At 32.8% G+C, this 23237-nt stretch carries 26 protein-coding genes; 13 read left to right on the plus strand and 13 right to left on the minus strand.

The genetic code is table 11. The features are described from left to right. Positions 1–97: 97 nt before the first annotated feature. The 4 genes from AC2D6V_RS10950 (at position 98) to AC2D6V_RS10965 (ending at position 3353) form a co-directional block, all read left to right on the plus strand. Positions 98–1489: an MATE family efflux transporter gene (locus AC2D6V_RS10950; RefSeq protein ID WP_484648215.1), complete on the plus strand. Its 1392-nt coding sequence runs from the start codon at positions 98–100 to the stop codon at positions 1487–1489. A gap of 68 nt (positions 1490–1557) precedes the next feature. Beyond that, complete coding sequence (locus AC2D6V_RS10955; protein ID WP_484648216.1) at positions 1558–1785, plus strand: hypothetical protein; 228 nt, start codon at positions 1558–1560, stop codon at positions 1783–1785. A 20-nt stretch (positions 1786–1805) separates the two neighbouring features. Beyond that, the gene (locus AC2D6V_RS10960) at positions 1806–2405 is read left to right on the plus strand and encodes a phosphatase PAP2 family protein (protein WP_484648217.1); all 600 of its coding nucleotides are present in this window, start codon (positions 1806–1808) and stop codon (positions 2403–2405) included. A gap of 6 nt (positions 2406–2411) precedes the next feature. Beyond that, on the plus strand, positions 2412–3353 hold the full coding sequence (locus AC2D6V_RS10965) for an NAD-dependent epimerase/dehydratase family protein (RefSeq protein ID WP_484648218.1): 942 nt from the start codon (positions 2412–2414) through the stop codon (positions 3351–3353). Here AC2D6V_RS10965 and meaB read toward each other — a convergent pair. Both meaB and AC2D6V_RS10975 read right to left on the minus strand, forming a co-directional pair. Next, complete coding sequence (meaB, locus tag AC2D6V_RS10970; protein ID WP_484648219.1) at positions 3348–4418, minus strand: methylmalonyl Co-A mutase-associated GTPase MeaB; 1071 nt, start codon at positions 4416–4418, stop codon at positions 3348–3350. The genes AC2D6V_RS10965 and meaB overlap by 6 nt on opposite strands. A 51-nt stretch (positions 4419–4469) precedes the next feature. Beyond that, positions 4470–5024 (minus strand): DUF2911 domain-containing protein, encoded by a 555-nt coding sequence (locus tag AC2D6V_RS10975; RefSeq protein ID WP_484648220.1) that lies wholly within the window; start codon positions 5022–5024, stop codon positions 4470–4472. A 176-nt stretch (positions 5025–5200) separates the two neighbouring features. On the opposite strand from AC2D6V_RS10975, the gene AC2D6V_RS10980 reads away from it, so the two are divergent. From AC2D6V_RS10980 to AC2D6V_RS10995, 4 genes are read left to right on the plus strand one after another with little or no spacing between them, the layout of a single operon-like run. Further along, positions 5201–5752, plus strand: a complete 552-nt coding sequence (locus AC2D6V_RS10980) for an RNA polymerase sigma factor (RefSeq protein WP_484648221.1) — start codon at positions 5201–5203, stop codon at positions 5750–5752. Then, the gene (locus AC2D6V_RS10985) at positions 5736–6311 is read left to right on the plus strand and encodes a hypothetical protein (RefSeq protein WP_484648222.1); all 576 of its coding nucleotides are present in this window, start codon (positions 5736–5738) and stop codon (positions 6309–6311) included. The genes AC2D6V_RS10980 and AC2D6V_RS10985 overlap by 17 nt, the downstream gene beginning before the upstream one ends. Before the next feature lie 10 nt (positions 6312–6321). Further along, the gene (locus AC2D6V_RS10990) at positions 6322–7815 is read left to right on the plus strand and encodes a hypothetical protein (protein ID WP_484648223.1); all 1494 of its coding nucleotides are present in this window, start codon (positions 6322–6324) and stop codon (positions 7813–7815) included. A 28-nt stretch (positions 7816–7843) separates the two neighbouring features. Then, positions 7844–8536 carry a peptidoglycan DD-metalloendopeptidase family protein gene (locus tag AC2D6V_RS10995; protein WP_484648224.1) on the plus strand — a complete coding sequence of 231 codons (693 nt, stop codon included), beginning with the start codon at positions 7844–7846 and terminating at the stop codon, positions 8534–8536. Between the two features lie 93 nt (positions 8537–8629). Here AC2D6V_RS10995 and AC2D6V_RS11000 read toward each other — a convergent pair whose 3' ends face one another. From AC2D6V_RS11000 to AC2D6V_RS11030, 7 genes are all read right to left on the minus strand, one after another. After that, the gene (locus AC2D6V_RS11000; RefSeq protein ID WP_484648225.1) at positions 8630–10162 is read right to left on the minus strand and encodes an FAD-dependent oxidoreductase; all 1533 of its coding nucleotides are present in this window, start codon (positions 10160–10162) and stop codon (positions 8630–8632) included. Positions 10163–10164: 2 nt separating this feature from the next. Further along, positions 10165–10524 carry a hypothetical protein gene (locus AC2D6V_RS11005; RefSeq protein WP_484648226.1) on the minus strand — a complete coding sequence of 120 codons (360 nt, stop codon included), beginning with the start codon at positions 10522–10524 and terminating at the stop codon, positions 10165–10167. Positions 10525–10685: 161 nt separating this feature from the next. Then, a complete protein-coding gene (locus AC2D6V_RS11010) occupies positions 10686–10862 on the minus strand; it encodes a hypothetical protein (RefSeq protein WP_484648227.1) in 177 nt (58 codons plus the stop codon). Positions 10863–10951: 89 nt separating this feature from the next. Beyond that, positions 10952–11332: a hypothetical protein gene (locus AC2D6V_RS11015; RefSeq protein WP_484648228.1), complete on the minus strand. Its 381-nt coding sequence runs from the start codon at positions 11330–11332 to the stop codon at positions 10952–10954. 20 nt (positions 11333–11352) lie between these two features. After that, on the minus strand, positions 11353–13626 hold the full coding sequence (locus AC2D6V_RS11020) for a FecR domain-containing protein (protein ID WP_484648230.1): 2274 nt from the start codon (positions 13624–13626) through the stop codon (positions 11353–11355). A 37-nt stretch (positions 13627–13663) separates the two neighbouring features. Then, positions 13664–14575 (minus strand): FecR family protein, encoded by a 912-nt coding sequence (locus AC2D6V_RS11025; RefSeq protein WP_484648231.1) that lies wholly within the window; start codon positions 14573–14575, stop codon positions 13664–13666. A 109-nt stretch (positions 14576–14684) separates the two neighbouring features. Next, positions 14685–15200, minus strand: a complete 516-nt coding sequence (locus tag AC2D6V_RS11030; protein ID WP_484648232.1) for an RNA polymerase sigma factor — start codon at positions 15198–15200, stop codon at positions 14685–14687. Between the two features lie 147 nt (positions 15201–15347). On the opposite strand from AC2D6V_RS11030, the gene AC2D6V_RS11035 reads away from it, so the two are divergent. From AC2D6V_RS11035 to AC2D6V_RS11055, 5 genes are all read left to right on the plus strand, one after another. After that, positions 15348–17111: a hypothetical protein gene (locus AC2D6V_RS11035; RefSeq protein ID WP_484648233.1), complete on the plus strand. Its 1764-nt coding sequence runs from the start codon at positions 15348–15350 to the stop codon at positions 17109–17111. Positions 17112–17124: 13 nt separating this feature from the next. Further along, positions 17125–17595 (plus strand): hypothetical protein, encoded by a 471-nt coding sequence (locus tag AC2D6V_RS11040; protein WP_484648234.1) that lies wholly within the window; start codon positions 17125–17127, stop codon positions 17593–17595. Positions 17596–17773: 178 nt separating this feature from the next. Next, positions 17774–19102, plus strand: a complete 1329-nt coding sequence (gene ffh / locus AC2D6V_RS11045; RefSeq protein WP_484648235.1) for a signal recognition particle protein — start codon at positions 17774–17776, stop codon at positions 19100–19102. A gap of 100 nt (positions 19103–19202) precedes the next feature. Then, positions 19203–20081, plus strand: coding sequence for a bifunctional methylenetetrahydrofolate dehydrogenase/methenyltetrahydrofolate cyclohydrolase FolD (gene folD / locus AC2D6V_RS11050; RefSeq protein ID WP_484648236.1), 879 nt, complete (start codon positions 19203–19205; stop codon positions 20079–20081). Positions 20082–20111: 30 nt separating this feature from the next. Next, on the plus strand, positions 20112–20849 hold the full coding sequence (locus tag AC2D6V_RS11055; protein ID WP_484648237.1) for a YwaF family protein: 738 nt from the start codon (positions 20112–20114) through the stop codon (positions 20847–20849). Here AC2D6V_RS11055 and AC2D6V_RS11060 read toward each other — a convergent pair. Genes AC2D6V_RS11060 through AC2D6V_RS11075 form a run of 4 tightly spaced genes read right to left on the minus strand, consistent with a single transcriptional unit; the run spans position 20842 to position 23236 of the window. Beyond that, complete coding sequence (locus AC2D6V_RS11060) at positions 20842–21270, minus strand: VOC family protein (RefSeq protein WP_484648238.1); 429 nt, start codon at positions 21268–21270, stop codon at positions 20842–20844. The two genes, AC2D6V_RS11055 and AC2D6V_RS11060, sit on opposite strands and share 8 nt — an antisense overlap. Then, entirely contained in the window at positions 21263–22033 is a 771-nt protein-coding gene (gene rluF, locus AC2D6V_RS11065; RefSeq protein ID WP_484648239.1) for a 23S rRNA pseudouridine(2604) synthase RluF, read from the minus strand. Before rluF ends, AC2D6V_RS11060 begins: the two co-directional genes overlap by 8 nt. 13 nt (positions 22034–22046) lie before the next feature. Continuing rightward, positions 22047–22874 carry an alpha/beta fold hydrolase gene (locus AC2D6V_RS11070; protein WP_484648240.1) on the minus strand — a complete coding sequence of 276 codons (828 nt, stop codon included), beginning with the start codon at positions 22872–22874 and terminating at the stop codon, positions 22047–22049. Continuing rightward, complete coding sequence (locus AC2D6V_RS11075) at positions 22871–23236, minus strand: cupin domain-containing protein (protein WP_484648241.1); 366 nt, start codon at positions 23234–23236, stop codon at positions 22871–22873. The genes AC2D6V_RS11070 and AC2D6V_RS11075 overlap by 4 nt, the downstream gene beginning before the upstream one ends. Position 23237: the final 1 nt, after the last annotated feature.

Below are 23237 nucleotides of genomic sequence, written 5' to 3' on the forward strand. Positions count from 1 at the left end.
ATTGATTTATTAACAATTATTCAATTAACAATAATTGAATTTATTAAATCTATTATTTCATCGCTAATAAGAAAGGTCTAAATATTACTTTAGCAATATGCAATTAACGGCTTACACAAAAGAATTTAAATATAATTGGCGACTTGCAGCTCCTGTTATGCTTGGAATGCTTGGGCATACATTTGTGAGTTTTGTCGATAATATTATGGTTGGTCAATTGGGAACAGCAGAACTTGCAGCTGTATCTTTAGGTAACAGTTTTATGTTTATCGCCATGTCTTTAGGTATAGGCTTCTCTACTGCAATTACACCATTAATAGCCGAAGCAGACTCCGAGCAAAATTTTGTTAAAGGAAAATCGTCCTTTAAACATGGATTATTTTTATGCACAGTACTAGGAGTGCTCCTTTTTTTACTAGTGTTTTTTGCAAAGCCACTTATGTACTTAATGAAACAACCTCCAGAAGTTGTTGAACTAGCAATTCCTTATCTGGATTTAGTGGCGTTTTCACTAATACCGTTAGTAATTTTTCAAGGCTTTAAACAATTTAGTGATGGTTTGTCAATGACGAAGTATCCTATGTATTCAACTATTTTGGCGAATATTCTAAATGTTATTCTTAATTATATTTTAATCTTTGGGAAATTCGGTTTTCCAGAACTTGGTATTGTTGGTGCTGCTTACGGAACCTTAATTTCAAGGTTCATAATGGTAGGACACCTATGGTTATTACTAAAAAGTAAAAAAGTATCTAAGGACTTTGTTACCAATATAAAGTTTTTTGTATTAGATAAATTAATGCTTAAAAAAATAATTAATTTTGGCGCACCGAGCGCTATGCAAATGTTTTTTGAAGTAGCTATTTTTACTGCGGCTATTTGGTTGAGTGGTTTGTTGGGCAAAAATCCACAAGCGGCAAATCAAATTGCTTTGAACTTATCGTCCATGACATTTATGGTAGCTATGGGCTTAAGTGTCGCTTCCATGATTAGAGTAGGAAATCAAAAGGGATTGCAAAAGTATTTTGAATTACGCCGAATTGCTTTTTCATTATTCCTTATGGGAATATTATTTGCTACTATTTTTGCGCTGATTTTCTTTTTGTTTCATAATATATTACCAAAGATATATGTTGATTTTGATGATGTTAAGAACCTAGCAGATAATACCGAAGTGGTAAAGATTGCTTCCAAGTTATTGTTGGCCGCGGCTATATTTCAAATTAGTGATAGTATCCAAGTTATTGTTCTCGGTGCATTAAGAGGTCTGCAAGATGTGAAGATACCAACTATAATCACCTTTATATCTTATTGGCTCATTGGATTTCCAGTAAGTTGGTTTTTAGGAAAAGAAGATGCTTATGGTAGCTTTGGAATCTGGTTAGGACTACTTGCAGGTTTATCTACTGCAGCAGTTTTATTATACATCCGATTTAATTATTTAACAAATAAGTTAATTAAAACAGAAGTTCTAGACACAAGTAGTTAGAAATCTATAAATTTGTCATTCATAATAATACCGGATGCTTTCGGAAATTGACTCTAACAAAAAACAAAATGACACTTCCAAAATTCATATTAGGTGATAATACAGAACATCCAAATGCTATATTTGTAATTCATACAGAGTTTCCAAGATTTATAATTAATTTAGAGGATGATGAAGTTGAATGGTTTGAAGATTTTGATTCTGAAGACCAAAAAGAACTAGAATCCGAAACAGAAAATGCTATAATATTAGCCACCGAGTTTTACGATGGTGAAATAGCTAAGTATGAAGATTAATACCTTCTAAAGTCATTAATATGCTCGATGAAATTTTACAATTAGACACCGAACTATTTCTTTACTTAAATAATTTAGGTTCTGAAACATGGGATAATCTTTGGCTCCTTATTACTAATAAATTGATTTTCATTCCGTTTTATGCCATTTTGTTATTCTTACTTTATAAGAAGTTTGGTTTAAAATCGATATTAGTTTTTGTAGTAGTTATCGCTTTAATGATAACATTCACAGATCAAATGACAAATGTTTTTAAACGTGGTTTTGAACGGACAAGACCATGCAGAACAGAAGGCGTTATGGATCAAATGCGATTTATAGCAGTGCGCTGTGGTCTTTACGGTTTTTTCTCTGGGCATTCATCAAACTCAATGGCAGTTGCTGTTTTTGCAGGATTGTTATTGAGACCTTATTATAAAAATTTAATTTTCATTTTATTGTTTTGGAGTGCAGTAGTGGCTTATAGTAGAATTTATGTAGGTGTCCATTATCCATTGGATATTATTTGTGGATTAGCCTTTGGAGCCATAGGAGGTTTCATATTTTATAAATTAGCTCGTTATCTTTTAAACCGATTTGTACCTTCGCCACATCAATTCCCTACTAATGTTAACCTATAACCTTTTATGAAAATTTTAATTACTGGAGCAGCTGGTTTTATTGGTTCGCATACTGCCGAGCATTTAAAAAAAATAGGGCATGAAGTTCTAGGTCTTGATAATTTTTCTCCTCATTACGATGTTGAATTGAAAAGAATAAACGAAAGTTCTCTTAATTCGAAAGGAATATCTGTAATCAATAAGGACTTAAACGATTTAGAATTGGCTGAAGTCCTACCAATGGATATTCACTATATATTCCATTTCGCAGCACAGCCTGGGATTTCTTCGACATCTACTTTTAAAGATTATTTTGAAAACAATGTATTGGCTACTAAAAATTTATTGGATTATGCTGAAAAACTGAAAGATCTAAAATTATTTGTAAATATTGGTACTTCTTCCGTTTATGGGTTAGAGGCTACCTATGCTGAAGATCAGGCTCCTAAGCCCGCTTCTTATTATGGAGTAACCAAGTTAACAGCAGAGCAGTTAGTATTGCAGAAAAGTAGAGCGTTGCAACTAAAATCTTGTTCTCTGCGCTTATATTCGGTAATTGGCCCGCGCGAGCGTCCTGAAAAAATGTTTACCAAGCTTATAGCTGCTGGGGTTCATAATGAATCATTTCCTTTATTTGAAGGCAGTGATAAGCATTTAAGAAGCTTCACTTATGTGGGCGATATTGTAGATGGTTTGGTAAGTCTCATAGGTAACGAAAGTATTGTAGATGGTGAAATTATAAACATCGGAACCGAAAATGAATACACCACAAAAGAAGGTATTGAAGCTGTTGAACAGGTTTTAGGAAAAACCATTGAATTAAAAATTATACCTAAGCGACCAGGAGACCAATTACGCACCTGTGCTAATATTGATAAGGCTAGAAGATTATTAAATTATAATCCGCAAACTTCATTACTGGATGCCGTTAAAAGTCAAGTAACCTGGTACCAAGAGACCTTTTTATAAGCTCAATAAATAGTCGGCAGCGGCAAAAGGTGTTGTTTCATTTTTATCAATGAGCTCTAACTGTTCTGTTAAGGCTTTTTTTATCTTTGATTTACTAAAGAAATCTGACTTTAACTGCTCTTCAATAGTTTGAATGAGCCAATATTTATTTTGCTCCTTTCTTTTTTTATTGAAATAATTATTAGCTGAGGTAGTTTCTATATAATCTAATACTACCTGCCAAATATTAGAAATACCTTCATTATTCAAAGCACTGCATAAGGTTACTTTTGGTTGCCAATTCGAAGACTTTTCGGGGTAGAGGTGAAGAGCTCTATTAAAATCTACCTTTGCCAATTTTGCTTGCTTCATATTATTGCCATCTGCTTTATTAATAGCAATAGCATCAGCCATTTCAATAATCCCCCGTTTAATACCTTGCAGCTCATCGCCTGCTCCAGCCAATTTTAAAAGTAAAAAGAAATCGACCATACTATGTACAGTAGTTTCACTTTGCCCAACACCAACTGTTTCAATAATAATAACATCATATCCAGCAGCTTCACACAGAATTATAGTCTCTCGTGTTTTTCTGGCGACGCCCCCTAAAGAGTCACCTGAAGCAGAAGGCCTTATAAATGCATTTTTATCTTTTACTAAAGATTCCATTCTGGTTTTATCACCTAGTATACTTCCTTTGGTAATTGTACTGCTTGGATCTATAGCTAAAACCGCAACGCGCTTTCCTAGACTTGTTAAGTGCGTACCAAAAGATTCTATAAAGGTACTTTTGCCAACCCCTGGAACACCTGTTATACCAATTCGAATAGATTTATTCGCATGTGGTAAACAGGATTTTATAATAGATTTGGCGTCGGTAGAATGTTTAGGATTTTTACTTTCTATTAATGTAATGGCTTTACTTAAAGCAGTAATATCCTTTTTCAAAATGGCGGAGATTAAAGCGTCGTTACTTATTTTTTTTAAGCGTTTTTCTTTTATTTGGTTTATAGAAGAAATATTGGTGATTTCAGATTGCGAAACTCCTTTTTGTTCACTTAAAGCCGATTTTTTTTGCTTTGCCACGAATATTCTAATGTTTATCTAATTTACAATTAATTTAGGCTCGACTAAAACTTACTTTAATGGGACTTCAATTTTTACATCATCCCAAGCCATAGTTAATGCAAGATTATCTGTAGAATTATCAAAAGCTATGGTAAATTGTTCTACTACACTATTTATTTTTTGAACAGGGACTGTGATGTTTATAACATCAAATTCCGCTTTGTGCATGGGTTGCATGGTTTCATGATCAACACCCCATTCATATTGCTTTCTATTAAAAATCACATTCCAAGCAGTATCATTTGGTATGGTCCAAAGCGTGTATTTACCGGCTTGTAACGAATCGTTTCCAATTTTAAGCGCTTTGTTCGTTTCAAATGTAGTAGCTTCATTCGCACCCGTACGCCAAATTTTGTCATATGGCACTAATGCTCCAAAAATTTCTCGATTGCGTTTTGATGGACGGTTATAAAAAACTTCAACCTTTAAATCGTCAACTTTAAAACTTACTGTTTTTTTTGGACTTTTAGGTTTTTGAAGACCATCATTAAAGTAGGAATAAGCAAAAACACCAATAGCAATGGCAAATAAAATAGCTATGATGCGTTTTAAAAAGGTATTCATAGAGAGCAATTTTTTATGTGTATAAAGATAATTTAATTACTAAACAATTAATAAAATTGAAACGCATATTTATTTAGCTTTGTTATAATTAGTAGAAAAAATATTCTTTTTTGCAACAGTCTATTTTTTTTGTCGTCTTTTAATCGAACTAACTTAAACCAAAAGTAATCGAAAGCATGTTTCAAGTTGACATTATTGAAAAATGTAAACAAAACAATCGCAAAGCACAACTGCAGTTATACAACCAGTACTGCGATGGTATGTATATTGTTGCCAAGCGTTTTTTAAAAGATGCTGCCGATGCCGAAGATGTAGTTCAAGAGGCTTTTATAAAAGCTTTTACCAAACTCAATCAATATAAGGCAGAAGTTACTTTTGGTGCATGGTTAAAACGTATTGTTGTTAATAAAAGTATTGACTTTTTAAAATCTAAAAAACAACGCTTAGTTGAATTAGAAGAGGTGCACCTAAAAGTAATCGATACACCAGATGACGACAAATGGTTGGTAGCAGACGCTATTACATTAAAAGATGTGAAAGAAGCGATTAATAATTTACCTGAAAAGTATCAATGCGTTGTGATGTTATACTTAATTGAAGGGTACGATCATCAAGAAATTTCAGAAATATTGGGAATTTCCGAAGTTGCATCACGTACACAATTATCTAGAGGTAAAGCGAAATTAAAAGAACAATTAATACCAAAAACACATGGCACAGGATATTAGAGATATGTTTAAAGATGATACCTTGAGTGGTGAAAAAATGCCTAATAACCATGAGGAACGATTCCTTAATAAGTTAGATAAAGCTTTGCCTATTAGCAGCAAACCTAATTTTACTTGGTTTTATATAGCAGCTAGTGTGTTAGTTTTGTTAGGACTCAGTTTTGGAGCTTATAATCATTTTCAATCTGAAAATGTAGGCACAACAGAGATTGCTTCTACAGATGTTGTTAAAACTAAAACTTTGGGCGATGTCTCACCAGGGCTTAAAAAGGTTGAAGATTATTATCTGGCCAGTATTAATTTAGAATTATCTAAAATGAAGCCAACTCCAGAAACCAAAGATTTATTCGATGGTTATTTGAAGCAGTTAAGTGAGCTGAACAAAGAGTATGAGCATTTATCTGCAGAGTTAAACGAATCTGGACCTAGTGAATTAACAATAAACGCTTTAATTGATAATTTAAAATTTCGATTGACACTTTTATATAGACTACGAGAACAAATAAAGAATTTTAACACTTCAGATGCTACAATATCTGATGTATCACAATCAATCTAAAAATCAAAAAATGAGCAAGACAATTATAAAATTGAAATTATTGACAGTATGTTTTCTTATTACTGGAAGCTTAATAGGTCAAGAGAAATTAACTAAAGTATCGCAATCGATAAAAGTTGATAAAGATGTTACTATAGATTTAAATACGAGCTATTGTAATATTGAATTTGATACTTGGAACAAAAACACCATTGAAATTGAAGCTTATATTGAAGGCGACGATTTAAGCAAAGAAGCTTTACAAAAAGCTTTAGATAATTGGGATGTAAATATAGATGCCGAATCAGATAACGTTACAATTAAAACAAAAGGAAAAGGTCATACTGCTTGGGCGTATCATGGTGATTTTGATGGTGATGCTGTTAAAGCCGTTTTAGAAGAATTAAAATTTGAACTGGCCGATTTACCAGAAATGAATTTTGATTTCAATTTTGAGATGCCCGAAATGCCGGAGATGCCCGAAATGCCAGAATTACCAGAGTTACCAGAAGGAGTAAACAATATGCATTTCGATTATGATGCTTATCAAAAAGATGGAGACAAATATTTAGAGGAGTATACTAAGCAGTTTGAATCTACTTTCGGAAAAGAATTTGCTGAAAAAATGGAAGCTTGGGGTGATGAATTTGGTAAAGATTGGGGTGAGAAATACGGCAAAGAAATGGAAGAATGGGGAGAAAAATTTGGTGAGAAATACGGTAAGAAAATGGAAGCTTGGGGCGAGCGTTACGCTGAACAAATGGAACGTCATGCCGAAAGAGCCGAAGCACAAGCTCATCGTAAAGAAAAAATGCATGAAAAACGAGCTAAGGTACACGAGAAATTAGCTAAAGAACGTAAAAAAATGCACGAAGAGCGTGAAAAATTAGCAAAGCATAGAAGAATTGAAATAGAAGAGTTAGTACATCGTGAGTCTAATTCTAAAGTTAAAAAGACGATTAAAATTAAAATGCCTAAAGGTGCGAAATTAAAGGTGAATGTAAGACATGGCGAACTAAAGTTTGCTGCGAATATAGATAACTTAAAAGCAGATTTATCGCATACAAAGTTTATAGCTCATAGCATTAATGGAAGTTCTACTTCCATTAATGCATCTTATTCACCAGTTAAAGTGATGTATTGGAATGTAGGTGAACTCAACTTAAATTACGTAAAGAAAGCGCAATTAAGCAATGTGAAACAAATGGTGCTCACTGCTAATTCCTCAGATATTGAAATAGAAAACTTACTAGGAAATGCTATTATAGATGGTAGTATAGGCGATTTAAGAATTCTAAAAATTGATGATAACTTTACTAACTTAAATGTGATTCTACAAAATACAGATGCTGTTATTACTTTGCCAAATGTAAATTATAACTTGCAGTATAAAGGAGACCGTACACGTTTTACGCATCCTAAAAAAATAGCAAAAGAGAATACCTCTTCTTTTTCCACAGGAAATTTAGACTCAGGTAAAAGTATTGTCGTAAATGCTAAATACAGCAATGTAGTTATGCAATAGATTTCTTAGTTTTGAGAAAATACTTTGTATGGACTCAAACGCCTTTTCAAAAATTCTTAATAGCATCAGCACAAGTCCACTTCGCATTTTAGATGCTTCTATTCCAAATTCGAAATATATTCCTATAGACTTATCTAAAGATAATACATCCCTTAAAAAGATAGATGTATCTTCTTCTAACGCTTTAGCAAATTTTGTTAATTCACATATTGAAAAACATAATGGCCTAGTAGCTTTTGGTGGGTATAATGAAACAAGGTCTATTTATACCCGAAGCAATCATTTTAATGAAACCGCAGATACCAAACGTAATATCCATTTAGGTGTTGATTTTTGGCGCGATCACGAAACTCTTGTTTATACGCCATTAGATGCTATAGTACACAGCTTTAAAAACAATACCAATTACGGTGATTATGGGCCAACCATAATATTGAAACATAAAATAAATAAGGTTGAGTTTTATACACTTTATGGGCACTTAAGTTTGAATTCTATTGAAAACCTAAGAGAGGGGCAAGCATTTAAACAAGGAGCCTGTATTGCAAAATTAGGTGACGCTTACGTTAATGGCGATTACCCACCACATTTGCATTTTCAAATTATAAAAGATATACAAGACTATAATGGCGATTACCCTGGCGTTTGTAATAAGAAAGATTTAGAGTTTTATTTGAGTAATTGTCCGAATCCTGAGTTGATTTTGAAATTAGAGGGTTAAAAATTAAGTAAGTTTCACTTGTTTTTTACCACAGTTCTTTGTTGTAGCTCGTTTGAATCATTTTTAATAACTGTTTGATTTCGAATAAGGTATTTACATTTTGTTTTTTAAATAATTCGATAGTCTAAGTGATAATGCTGTCAAATTTAGCGTAGGGTTTGATGCTCCTGAAGTAGGATAGCATGCGGCTCCAGCAATAAACAAATTTGAAATACCATGAACCTGGCAATTCGAATCTACCACTCCTTTCTTTGGGTCATCAGCCATTCTAGTTGTGCCCATATGATGCCATCCTCCATTAGTGCTATCAGGGAAAGTGTCGTCATTTTCATCCCTTAAGAATTCATTAAGTCTTATTCTGCCAATTCCTGCAATACCAAACTGCTGACCTAGAATTTCATAAATTTTACGCACGCTATATTTATCAAGTGGCGTTAATTCCCAATGAAGATTCGCCCGCGGGACTCCCAGTTCATCCTTTTCCTCTCCAAGCGTTACTCTGGAATTTGGATTGGGTGCCTGTTCAATACGAGTATTGAGCTGATAGGCTCTTTCAATATTTCCTTTTTCTCCTTTTGCTTTTTCTTCTGCCTCACCCCAGTTCGCAAACATGTTATCAGCACTTTTTCTGGGATCATTATTTTGCCAAGTTTCCATTCTGGGTTTTTGATATTTGGCTATACTTAGGGGTAGAAGTGAAGCTGTCCCATTTAACATTTTTTCTTTGGCCTGTACCTCGTCAGTAATAGCCAATTCTGCACTTGCTTTTGTGATTCCATAATCCCATGAGTACAAATCTGTAGGAAATGGTTTGGACAACCATAATTCGGCAGAAGCAACTTCTAAATGTTCCTGAAAATATCTTCCAACCAAATCATTGTCATTACCTAGACCTTGTTGTGTTTGGGAATTTGCTGCAAGGAGTATCCTAGCATTCTGAATTGTTCCGCAAGCCATGACAAAATGTTTTGCTTTAACGGTATGTGCTTTTCCTGCGTAATTTTTGACAATTACTTCTTTCACGTTTGATATATTGTCATCAGTTTTGATATCCACTGCATTTGCATAAGTATAGAGGTGAATGTTTTTTGCTTCGATAATGGTTTTCTTATATAAATTGCCATATCGCGCTTGACTAAATTGCCACATTTTGTTCCACACTACTTTATTATCGAGAGGGAAAGGGGTTAAGTTTGGTATTTCGTTCTTCCAATATTCGTACTCATAATTATAAGGTCCCAGTTTCAGAACTTTATTCGCTTTTGCATAAAAAGGGTCAAGATCAGTTTTGGAGATTGGCCAACCACTATTTGGCACCCAATCTCGTTTCTTAAAATCAATAGGATCAAAAGGTGCACACATGCCAGCCCAATGACCTGTTGTTCCACCGAAATAATGAAGACGGGCAGATTTTAGTGGAAAGTACTTTTGACCGGTTGTTTTACCAGCATAAAGTTCCTGCACTTTATCGTCGTATTCAAATCCCCCTCCTTCAAGTAAGATTACCTTGAAAGGAGTATCCATCCAGTCTAGAGCTATGCTGATTCCTGCAGCTCCTGCTCCAACAATACAGATGTCTCCTTCAATTATCGAATTGTTCTCTAATTCTCTGGCGTCAATATGCATGATTAGTTGGTTTGAGTTAATGAAAAAAGTGCACATTGGCGTGCTTCTGTCCTCGATAAAACCCATCCATCAACCATCACAGTATTTCCTGTATTATAATCATCTGTAATTTGTTGTCGTAAGACTTCGGTAATTGTGGTTGTTTCAGTTGATTCATAATTTGATAGATGTTTTACCAATTTACGTTCGCTATTTTCATCTGAAAATTGTTTCCGGTAGATTTCACCGATTTCACCGATTGTAGTATCATCACAGATGTGCGAAAGCAATTCTGGTTCGGTTAATAATTGATCGTATTCTGAAGTATTAAATTTATAATACCACGTTGAAATTGCGATAGTTGAAATCCCTAATCCTGACAATAAGAGAAATTTTCTTCTTTTCATTTCTTATTATTTTAAGTTAGTAGGTTTCTTTATCTTACAAATAATGAGCTACAATGTTCAACTGATATGAAATCGTTTTAATGATTTATTTGAGCCGTTAAACGAAGTTATCCATTTTTTTCCACAAAGTCAAGCCATTAAAACAGTTCTTTTATGTCTTTTTTTTCACTATTATCATCTTTGTTATCAAGTTGTTCAATCTTAAATTTAGGTGGGTTATCTTTTCTGTAAAAATTTAATGGTACTGGTAAAACGCATGCTAAAGCTATCAGGAGTGCTAAAGCAATTACCCTTAATATTCTTTTAATATTCATAAAGTAATGGTATTAGAGTAGTATCAATAAAATTGATATTACTTATGTTAAAATGTTTTGAAACTATTGCCTAGAATACGGCATAAAAATTACTTTATAAACCTATCGGAAAGATGACTTGAATGTTGTTGAGCAATAAGGTTTCGCTCTAAGATACTATGAAAGTTAACAAGTTTTAAAACGGTTTCTTTTTGTGATTTTAAACGAACAGTAAAATCGAAATTAAAAGCACTTACCAAGCATTTAAAATTAAAAACGATGTATTTATTAAAAACATGTTTTTTAACCGTATTCAGTGAAGCCTTAGAGTATGGTATTAACTTTTTGTTTGCTTGAGGTTTTTCAGCTAAAAGTTCTGTAGTAGGTTTTTGGCAATTAGCGCTTACTGGCACAAATCCAGAAAAACTTAACAGAGTTAGTAATAAAGCAAAACCTGTTAGTAATCTTTGTATGTAATTATCTAATACCATAATACAAATGTACAAATTTTCTAAAAATTAACCCGAAAACTTACATTAGGAGTTATGCCTAAAGACAAATTTTCGACAGGTATTATCGAGTCGTCCTCTTCGTTCAAAATGTGATATTTATTAATAATATTCTTTTTATCTAAAACATTCCAAACGGAAGCACCAATAGTTGCTTTGGCATCATTAACAAGATTGAAGGTGTAGGTTGCAGAACAGTCGGTTCGTAAATAATCATCTAAATTACTGCTGTTGGGCTCTTCGTAACTTATGGTTCGAAAAGAACTGTCGTCTAAACCAGTAGGCTCCGTAATGGGTTTTCCAGAATGCCAATTAATCCCAATAGATAATTTAAAATCGTTGTAAGTATAGGTTCCACCTACCGTTGCTGCATGTGTAATATTGGCGTTATTTGGAAAAGTATTACCACTATTTAAAGTAGCAAAAGTGTAGTCATTTTTGTTATAAGAATAGCTTAGCCAAGTACTCACAACATCCTGAAATTGTTTATTTATTAAAACATCGACACCTTTAATTTTATAGCTGCCAGTATCATTTATAAATTGAAACTGGTTCTGAAACCCTTGACTTCTACTAGTAATACCATCTACTTTTTTTAAGTAAGCCTCAGCACTTATTAATAGTTTGTTTTTATTGTAGTGAAGTCCAATAGACGCTTGTTTGCTTTTTAGAATGGGTATTTCGTCATTATTAGAAAGTACCCAACGTCGTTTTTCAATACCTAAAAAATCATTTTGCAAATCGATGATTTGTGATGTTGTTTGGCTTTTTAATTCCCCTAATATTTCAAGCCTAAAGTTGTTTAAAAACCTCTGACTGAAACTTAATCGAGGTTCTACTAAAAACGTATCAAATTTTTTAAAATAATTAACTCTAGCGCCTAAATTCAATTTGGTTTTAACATTGTTTGATAAAAATGATCCTTCGCCATAAACAGCATGACTTCTTATAACCTCTCTTATAAAACTTCTGAAAACGGGATTATTAACATCCTCTAAATTACTAATTCCCACTTCGGTAAATTGATACCCTCCGTTAATTTTTAAGTTCTTATTTGCTACATAATCCACATCTAACCTTGCTGAACCATCGTAAACTTCATTTTCTTGTATGAGGCGTTGGTCGTTTATAATATCGAAATTAGTGGCATCTAAATCGTAATTCGATACATAGGCTTGTGCTGTTGTTTTCAATCTATTATTCCAATCTCTTGTATAGGTTATGCCTGTCGCTAAATTTTGTTGTGATAGTTTGCTGTTAAGAGCTTCGTTTCTGTCATTAATTCTAGATTGTTCGTCGTAATCTAGTTTGTTATTTACGCTTAAAAAATGAAGCCTAATTTTATCCTTACCAGTTATATCATAAAGAAATTTAGCCGTAAAATCGTAAAAAAAGAAATTTTCATTTTTCGAAATAGACGTATCGTTAAATTGATTTAAATCGGAATCTTGAAAAACCCGCTTAAAATACTGGTTGTAGGTGGGTGTTACAATCAGGTCAGTAACAGAGCGTCTTGTAGATAATTGCAATTCGGTATTTTGTGAAAGGGGTATTTTTGCAAAAGCATCAGCATTAATTAAATTAAATCCAGTACCAGCTTTAAATTGATTGTCGATTATATTAGAAAGACGCATATCGATAATACTCGAAATTCCATCACCGTATTTAGCCTTCGTGCCATTTTTTGAAACATTAACCGATTTAGTAGTGTATGGATTGAATGCCGAAATTAATCCGAAAAAATGCCCAGATTGGTACATTTTAATCCCATCCCACAAAAATAGATTTTGATCGTGTGTTCCGCCTCTTACATTAATATTCGAAACAGTTTCATCTATACTCAATATACCTGGAAGTGCTTGTATAGTTTGTAAAACATCAGGCTCTATTAAACCTGGAAGAATGCCAAATGTTTCAGGTTTTAAAGCAATACTTCCATCATTTAGTTTTGTTACACCAGTTGTTAGGTAATTAACTACCACGATTTCTTCGAGTCTTTGGATATTATAGTCGTCTAGATTATCTACCTTTTTTTTTGTTACAACTATAAATCTATTATCAAGTAACTCGAAGTTTAGATTGGTTTCTGTACTTATAATGTTTAATACATCTGTTAGGGTTAAATCTCTTTCAGGAAGTATTATTTTTATGTCTTTTAGTGATTCATCAGCATAGGAAAACCTGACGTTGTATAGATTCTCTAAAGTGTTTAAAATAGAGGTAAGGTCTTGTTTTTCTTTTTGAACAGTTTGAGCATTTAAGTAGGTAATGTTCAAAAAAAATAATAAGATAAATAGTGGAAGAAGTCCTTTACTATTCACGCTTTAAGATTATGGAATTATGTTCTTTACTATAACTTAATTGTAAAGGTAGTGTAATGTTTTTTAATGCCAATTCTAGATTATCGTGGGCAAAACTACCTGTAAATAACTGCGTGCTATCAATATTTAAAAGAGTAAAATCGACATTGTATTGTCTTTCAAATTCTTCAATAACCGCTTTGTACGGCATGCTTTTAAACTGACTTTCGTTATTCAACCACGAAGGCGTTGAGCGGTTTTCTTTTTCTTTAGCAATAATTTCCCCATCTATAATTAAAAAACTGTCGCCAGGTTTTAATTTCGTTTCATGAGAATTATGGGTAACCCCAACTAAACCTTCGTAGCAAATAACCTCAAAATAATAGTCCCTTTGTTTTACATTAAATTGAGTACCATAAACCATTACGGTTCCTGATTTTGTATTAACTTTAAATGATGATCCTTTAGCTACTTTAAAAAAGGCTTCACCGTTAAGTTCTACCTCGCGCTCTTGTTTCCAATCTTTTTTATTAAAGGCTAAAGTAGATTTAGCATTGAGTGAAACACTAGAAGCATCTGGTAATTCTATTGTAGTTTTTTGAGCAAATTCTGTAGTTATTGTCGTGTCTAAAGTAGTCGTGTAATAGTATAAACTAAAACTTATAGCGAGTATGGCCGCAACACGCATAAGTGGTTTAACCCAATTAGTTGTTTGCTTTTTAGTATCTATAGCTTTAGTGTTTTTAATAGCCGACAGCACACCTTGAAGTTCTTCTCTAGTGTTATAATCTTCAGCCTTAAAAGCCTGTAAACTGGTATTTAACGTTACTAACTCATCATAATCTTCAAGCTTTTTAAATGCTTCAAGTTCTTGATTATTTAGATTGTTATCTAACCATTTCGATATTAAAGTTTCTCTATTCATGATTACTTATTCAACTATATAACAGGTTGCTTTTATTTTTTCCTACCCTGCACTCAAAAAAAAATTAAAAAAAAATTCCAAATTCTAAAATGTAGTTTTCAACAACTAACTATAACTCTTTAATCTCCTTCCTCAACTTTTTCAATGCACCATAAATACGTTTTTCAACTGCTTTAGTCGAGATATCAAGAATTTCGGCTATTTCTTTAAAACGTTTTCCTTCTATGCGATTCATTAAAAAAGCTTCTCGTTGTGGTTCGGTTAAATTTGCCAATGCATTTTGGAGTTTATCCATATACTCATTTTCCTGCATTAAAAATTCAGGATTTTCGTTGGTATACATTTTAGGTTTCGTTTGTTGATGCTTTAAAACCACTTTTTGATGCGCGGCTTCATTCAACATTAAATTATTTGCTGTAGTAAAAACAAAACTCTTTGCTTTGTCTGGAGAAATTTTTGCGCAATTTTGCCAAAGCTTAATAAAGGCTTCCTGCACTTTATCTTTTGGATTTAATAAATCACCAAACTTATAGTAAAGAAAGTTGTGTAAATCTTTAGAGTACTTATTAAATATTGAAGAAAATAAATGTTCTTCACAAATATTATCATGCAGTTGTTTGCTCATTAATAGCGGTGATTGGTTGCACTAAAATAAGGTTTTTTGGAATTTGGAATTTTTATTTTTTCAATTTTTTTTAAAAGAAGGGTAGGAATTTTTAAAGTTATCCTGTTTTATCAATAAAAAGCTATGTTTAACCCAAATTCAATTATTATGAAATCTTTTATGAAAAGCCTACTGTTATTACCTTTTTTCGCCCTTATTATGTTTACTTCCTGTCAAGATGAAGTAACAGAGATTACCGATCCAAATGAAGCAGAAGCACTTGTTGCCGACTCTAATTTAACTGCAATGGTAAGTGCTACTGCCAAGTTTGACGGTTCTAAAGACAATATTATAGATAGAGCAAATTGCTTATCTGTTAATTTGCCTGTAACGGTTGTTGTTAATGGTCTTGAAATTATTATAGATTCGGAAGAAGACTATAAAATAATCGAGGCTATTTATAATGAGTTTGAAGATGACGATGATCGTCTAGATATTGTATTTCCTATTGTGATAATTACAGATAATCACGATGAAATCACCATTAATAGTTCGTCCGAAATGCAAGAATTTGTTGCGAAATGTAAAGGTGAAAATGAAGAGGATGATGATATAGAATGCATTGATTTTAAATACCCAATTTCGTTTTCTATTTTCAATCCTAATTTTCAAATTGTAGATGTTATTTCTGTGGCAAATGATAGAGAGTTGCACCTTTTCATTAAGCGTGTAAAAACTGCTGAAGTTATTGCGAGTATTAACTATCCAGTATCTTTATTATATGCAGATGGTTCGGATGTTGTTGTTAATAACAATGAAGAATTAGCAAGAACTATTGAAGAAGCAAAGGATGCTTGTGATGAAGATGATGATAACGATTATGGAGACGACGATTTCACTAAAGAACGTTTAGATAATTTATTAATGTCTTGTCCTTGGGTTGTTTATGAATTTGAAAGAGATCAAGATAATTTAAGAGATGTATACGTTGAATACGTAATGAATTTCAAAGAAGATAATGTTGTAAAAGTTCGTAAAAGAAATGGAGATTTACTTACTGGAACTTGGACAACAAGAGTAACTGATCACGGTGCTTTAATAAAATTAGAATTTGAAACCCTAGTGGACTTTACTTTAGAATGGTTTGTATACGATCTTGAACCAGGAAAAATTAAATTGTACCAAGAAGGTGGTAACAAAATTATCCTGAAGAAAAACTGTGATATTGTGGATATTACAAAAGAGAGAATTGAAAACTATTTACAAGAGTGTTTTTGGAGAGTTACACGTTTAACCGTTAATGAAAATGATAATGAAAAAGACTATATAGGTACACCATTAAAATTCTTTGAAAATAACGTAGTTAAGATTCGTGTAAATGGAGAGTTTATAGCAGGTACTTATAATATATTAGCCTATAATACTGCTGGCTTTGTATTGCAGATTAACCTAGAAGGAAGACCTAATTTACAGTTAGAATGGTTTGTTACATTCTTGGAGCCTGGGTTAATTAAGTTAGAGTCTTTAGGTAATAGAGATAATAAAATGGTATTGAAAAGACATTGTCCAGATGGTGATGAGGATTTAAACTTTATTGGGAATGTACTTATAAGTGGAGAATGGGAAGTAGCACTTTATAAAGAGGATAATGTTGATAAAACTAGCGAGTTTTTCATGTATACTATTGATTTTCTCGAGAATGGATGGATTAAAGTAACCGATCCAAATAATGGAATTATTGATGGTTCTTGGTTAGTTTTAAGAGATGATGGATACTTGAAATTAGCACTTAATTTTGGACTTGAAATGCCATTTGATGAGTTTAATGATAGATGGAAAATCGTTGAAATAACAGAAACACGAATAGAACTTCTAGATATTAGTGGTGGAGACGGTTCTCAAGATATATTAGTCCTTGAGAAAAAAATATAATAATTATATAACAATGAAAAAGAATATTAATTTCAGCTTATTATTAGTTTCATTAATAATGTTACTATCGTTTAGTTGCTCGTCAGATGACAGTACAAATCAATCGGATAATTCTTTGGAAATTCAAAATATTAAAAATACAGTTACATCAGGCTCATGGTCATTAACGTATTTTTTTGATACAGACAAAGAGGAGACGAGTAATTTTAGCGGGTATAGTTTTACATTTAATAGTAATGGAAAACTAATTGCCATAAATAGCTCTGTAACTATAGAGGGTGATTGGTCTGTTACAGATAGTAATAGTAACGATGACAGTAGTGATGACATAGACTTTAATATAACTTTTTCGGCTCCAGCTAATTTTCAAGAATTAAGCGACGATTGGGAAATTATCCAGTATTCTTCAAATAAAATAGAGCTTATTGATATTAGCGGGGGTAATGGAGGTACAGATTATCTAACCTTCGAGAAATTATTATAAAATAGTCTTTATATTGAAAAGGAAATAAGATTTTTGGTTGGTTAGTTAATGTTTCCTTTTAAAAGGCTGTCAATTTATATTTGACAGCCTTTTTATTTATGTTTTTTTAGTGATTGAGACTTCTATAATAGCATCCAAATCATTAAATTTGCACTTCTTAAAATTTCAATGAAAAATTATGTTTAATAATTTAAGCGATAAATTAGATAAAGCCTTACACGTACTAAAGGGACATGGTAGCATTACTGAAGTAAATGTTGCTGAAACCTTAAAAGAAGTAAGACGTGCTTTACTTGATGCCGATGTTAATTTTAAAATAGCAAAAGATTTTACCAATAAGGTAAAAGAAAAAGCTTTAGGTCAAAATGTATTAACAACATTACAGCCTGGGCAATTAATGGTTAAAATTGTCAAGGATGAATTAACGCAACTTATGGGCGGCGATGCAGAAGGAATTAATCTTTCAGGTACACCAAGTGTTATTTTAATGTCAGGTTTGCAAGGTTCGGGTAAAACGACTTTTTCAGGAAAACTTGCTAATTATCTTAAAAATAAAAAAACTAAAAAACCTTTATTAGTTGCATGTGATGTGTATCGTCCTGCTGCGATTGATCAACTTCATATTGTAGGTGAGCAAATAGGTGTTGAAGTTTTTAGTGATAAAGGAAATAATGATCCAGTTGCAATTTCTGTGGCTGCTATAGCACATGCAAAAGCCAATGGGTTCAATGTTGTTATAATAGATACAGCAGGTCGTTTAGCTGTAGATGAAGCGATGATGACTGAGATATCGAATATTTATAAAGCTATTCAACCTCAAGAAACTTTGTTCGTAGTAGATTCTATGACAGGGCAAGATGCGGTTAATACTGCGAAAGCTTTTAATGATATTCTTAATTTTGATGGGGTAATCCTTACCAAATTAGATGGTGATACCCGCGGCGGTGCTGCAATCTCTATAAAATCTGTAGTAGACAAACCTATTAAGTTTATTGGTACTGGCGAAAAGATGGAGGCTATTGATGTGTTCTATCCGTCTCGTATGGCAGACCGTATTTTAGGGATGGGTGATGTAGTGTCACTTGTTGAGCGTGCACAAGAGCAGTTTGACGAGGTAGAAGCCCGTAAACTTCAAAAGAAGATTGCTAAAAACCAATTTGGGTTTGACGATTTCTTGAAACAGATTCAGCAAATAAAGAAAATGGGTAACATGAAGGACCTTGTTGGAATGATTCCAGGTGCTGGAAAAATGATGAAAGATGTCGATATTGATGATGATGCATTTAAAGGAATTGAAGCCATAATCCATTCTATGACAGCTAAAGAGCGAGCAAATCCGTCAATAATTAATGCTAGTAGAAAGAAACGTATTGGTAGTGGTTCTGGTACATCTGTTCAAGAGGTAAATCAACTTTTAAAGCAATTCAACCAAATGAGTAAAATGATGAAAATGATGCAAGGCGGTGGCGGTAAAAAGATGATGCAAATGATGAAGGGGATGCGTTAATCTTATTCGTAGTTATAAAGTCATGTTGAGCGCAGTCGAAGCATCTTCATATAAATAAATATAAACTTGGCGTGTTTGCGCCTTTGTGAGAAAAACAGAAATGACAATTTTAGACGGTAAAAAAGTTAGCGGCGATATTAAAAATGAAATCGCAGAGCACGTTCAAGCAATAATTTCCAAAGGAGAGAAAGTGCCGCACCTTGCTGCAATTTTAGTAGGGTCTGATGGAGCAAGTATGACTTATGTGAATGCTAAAGTAAAAGCTTGTGAACGTATTGGTTTTAAATCGACTTTAATTGAATTACCAGAATATACTTCTGAAGAAGAATTATTAGAAAAAATACATGCGTTAAACACTAATGACGATATAGATGGGTTTATCGTTCAATTACCATTACCTAAGCAAATTGATGAACAGAAGGTTCTAATGGCTGTAGATCCAGACAAAGATGTTGATGGTTTCCACCCAACAAATGTTGGTAGAATGGCTTTAGATTTGCCAACTTTTTTACCAGCAACACCTTATGGAATTATGGAACTGTTAGAAAGGTATCAAATTGAGACCTCTGGTAAGAATGTAGTTGTTATGGGGAGAAGCCATATTGTAGGTCGTCCTATGAGTATATTAATGAGCCAAAAAAGAAAAGCTGGAGATGCCACTGTTACGGTTGTTCATAGTCGTTCAAAAAATTTAGAAGATATTACCAAGAGTGCCGATATAATTGTTGCTGCCATTGGTATATCAGAATTTCTAACTGGAGATATGGTAAAGGAAGATGTGGTGATTATTGATGTTGGCATCACACGCGTACCCGATGCAACTAAAAAGAAAGGATACAGACTCGCGGGAGATGTAGAGTTTGAGAGTGTTAGTAAAAAAGCAAGTTATATAACCCCAGTACCAGGAGGTGTAGGTCCAATGACAATTGCCATGTTGCTTAAAAACACCTTATTAGCAAGAGAAAGACACGCGCTATAATCTTAAAAATAGATTTACTTAAATTGCATTATGAATTTATCGATTTGTAATGCAATTTTTTTGTTATCAAAAGTTGTTATTGGAAGTTTTCCGCATATAATACCTATTGGAATAGCTATTGTAGCTGGGGGCCTATTTATAAATTATTTTAGAAATAAAGGAAGCAGTCTTCAGCAAAAAAGAGCGATTCATATTTTTGCTTGCTTTATTAGCTCTATTGTAATTATAAACGATACGTATAAAATCAGTTTGGGAAACTATAATCTTCAAACAGATTTACCTTTTCATTTATGCAGTCTACTCGGCCTCATGATTCCGTTATTTACTTATTATAAAAAGTATTGGATGTATGAAATATTGTTGTTCTGGATAGTAGGAGGCACGCTTCAAGCTGTTATTACACCAGATGTAGTTAACGACATATCTTCACTGGATTATTATAGATATTGGTTTGTACATCTTGGCTTGTTAATTGTTATTTTCTATATGACTTTTGTGTTTCACATGCGACCTACTTTTAAAAGTGTTGTGAAATCATTTTTGTCTTTGCAGGCTTATGTTATTGCTATGGTAGTGATTAACTATATATTCAATTCTAATTATTTTTATTTGAATGAGAAGCCAGTAACGGCATCATTATTAGATTATTTTGGAGAGTGGCCCTATTATATACTCGTAGGACAGTTGATAATATTCCCTTATTTTATGTTGATTTATTTACCTTTTTATTTAAATGGTAAAACGAAGAAAGAGTCTAAAGTTATTTAGCAAATAATTGGGACATGTCTTTGAAGGCTTTAAACTCTAAAGCATTTCCAGAAGGGTCATAGAAAAACATTGTAGCTTGTTCACCGACTAAACCCTCAAAACGAACATAGGGTTCAATAACAAATTCTACATGTTTGTTTTTTATATGTTTTGCTAACGAGTGAAAGTCTTCCCAAGTTAAAACAACACCAAAATGTGGAACAGGGACATTTTTACCATCAACGGGATTTGTATGTAAATCAATAGTTTCTAATTTGGGCTTGTAATGAATAACTAATTGGTGCCCAAAGAAATTAAAATCAACCCAATTGTCGCTATTTCTTCCTTCTTCACAGCCTAAAGTATCTCGATAAAACACGCGACATTCATTAAGATTTAAAACAGGGATTGCTAAATGAAAAGGGCGTATATTTTCACTCATTTTTATTTTTTTTGTCACTTCTCATCCAAGGTTTGAATTCTTTTATTGAATTAGCTATTAAAGTGTTTAATTCACTAAACTCATCCTTTGTTAATTCTCTATAAGAACCTAAAGGAATATCTAATTTAATATTCATTATACGTACCCTTTTAAGTGTATGTACCTCATAATTTAGATACTCGCACATGCGTCTAATTTGTCTGTTTAAACCTTGGGTTAGTATAATTTTGAATTCAAATTTCCCTGTTTTTTTTACAATGCATGGTTTTGTTGTCTTGCCTAGATCTATTAGAGGAATACCACTGGACATTCTTTGAATAAACGTTTGTGAAATTGGCTTGTCTACTGTTACAATATATTCTTTTTCATGATTGTTACTCGCTCTAAGAATTTTGTTCACAATATCGCCATCATCAGTAAGTAGTATAAGTCCTTCACTTGGCTTATCTAGTCTACCTATAGGGAAAATTCGTTTTGGATAGTTTATAAAATCGATAATATTATCTTTTTCTACCCTTGTATCTGTAGTACAGACAATACCAATTGGTTTGTTAAATGCCAAATAAACAAACGATGTTTTAGTATTGGTTACTTCTTCACCATCAACCGCTACCACATCATCCTTACTAATTTTTGTACCCATTTCTGGAACAGTACCATTTATAGTAACCCTACCTGCATCAATCAATTTATCAGCTTCTCTACGAGAGCAATAACCAGCTTCACTTAGAAATTTATTTATCCGTTTTAATTCTTCTCTCATTTTTTAGAATATTCTAATCTGTAATAAATTCTATAATGTATTTATCAATTTCTTCAGATTTTAAGCTGTGATCATGATTTTTAGTAGATATAAGTTTTGCTTTCCTAAAGTTTTCGCTATAATCTATTGCTTCTTCAAAAGGAATAACGTCATCTCCCAAATCATGAATTATCAAACCTTCAGTGTTAAGTTGGTTGGAAAACATTGCTGTATCATAGTATTCGGGAAAGTTCCCGAATCGTTTTAAGGCAAAATCGTTGATACTTTTAACCAAAGACTTATGATAGCTCATCATGCTTATATAACGTTTAAAAACACCTTCGTAATTTGAAGGTGCTCCAAGTAATACAATTCTTTTTAAATTCGGCAGTTTATATTTATGCTGAAATAAAATGGTAGCCATACCACCGAGAGAATGTCCAATGATTGTATTTATTTTAAACTTCTTAGCAACCAGATATATGCATTCTGCATAGTCTATGACATTGAATGATTTACCACCAGATTTACCATGGGCAGGGGCATCTAAAGCAATGATATTGAAATCTTGAGATTTTAGGGAATGGATTAAACCTTTCCATCGAAACGAATTACTCTCCCAACCATGAACTAATAAAATTGTTTCTTTTTCACCCAACCACCGGTAAGTCATTATAGAATAGTTTTCGAAAGTTACTTCTTCCTGGAACGCAGAGTTTAAAAAGTCGGTTGCTTCTTCTGTAAGCTTACCTTTTCTTGGAGTACTAAACAAGTTTATAGCTAATCTAGCTGCATAATTAGGAGAAATATATGCGATGATATTTATAAAAAATCCTGTGACTTTAGCTAAAACCAGTTTCATATATTTTCTCTATTTACCAAATCCAAAGAAAATGCAGGTAGGCAAATAGCGATGTATTCACACATTTCTGTAAATGGATTAGAATATTGAACACGTGTATTCTTTTGTATTTTTATAGATTGTCCAGCTTCCAATACGATTATTTCATCTTCAATTATAAATTGCTTTTTGCCTTTAATAATAAACGTGTATTCATCAAACTCTGGAGTTTGATATGGTTCGCTCCATCCTGCGGGTGCTTTCATATGGGCAATGCTTAACTGAGAATTCCCATCTGTGGCTAATCCAAAATGTTCATTAATAATTTTGCCATCATCTGTTGGAACTTCAAAGGGGCTATCCTGAATTTTATATTTTTTCATT

Source organism: Algibacter sp. YIN40, assembly GCF_057219435.1.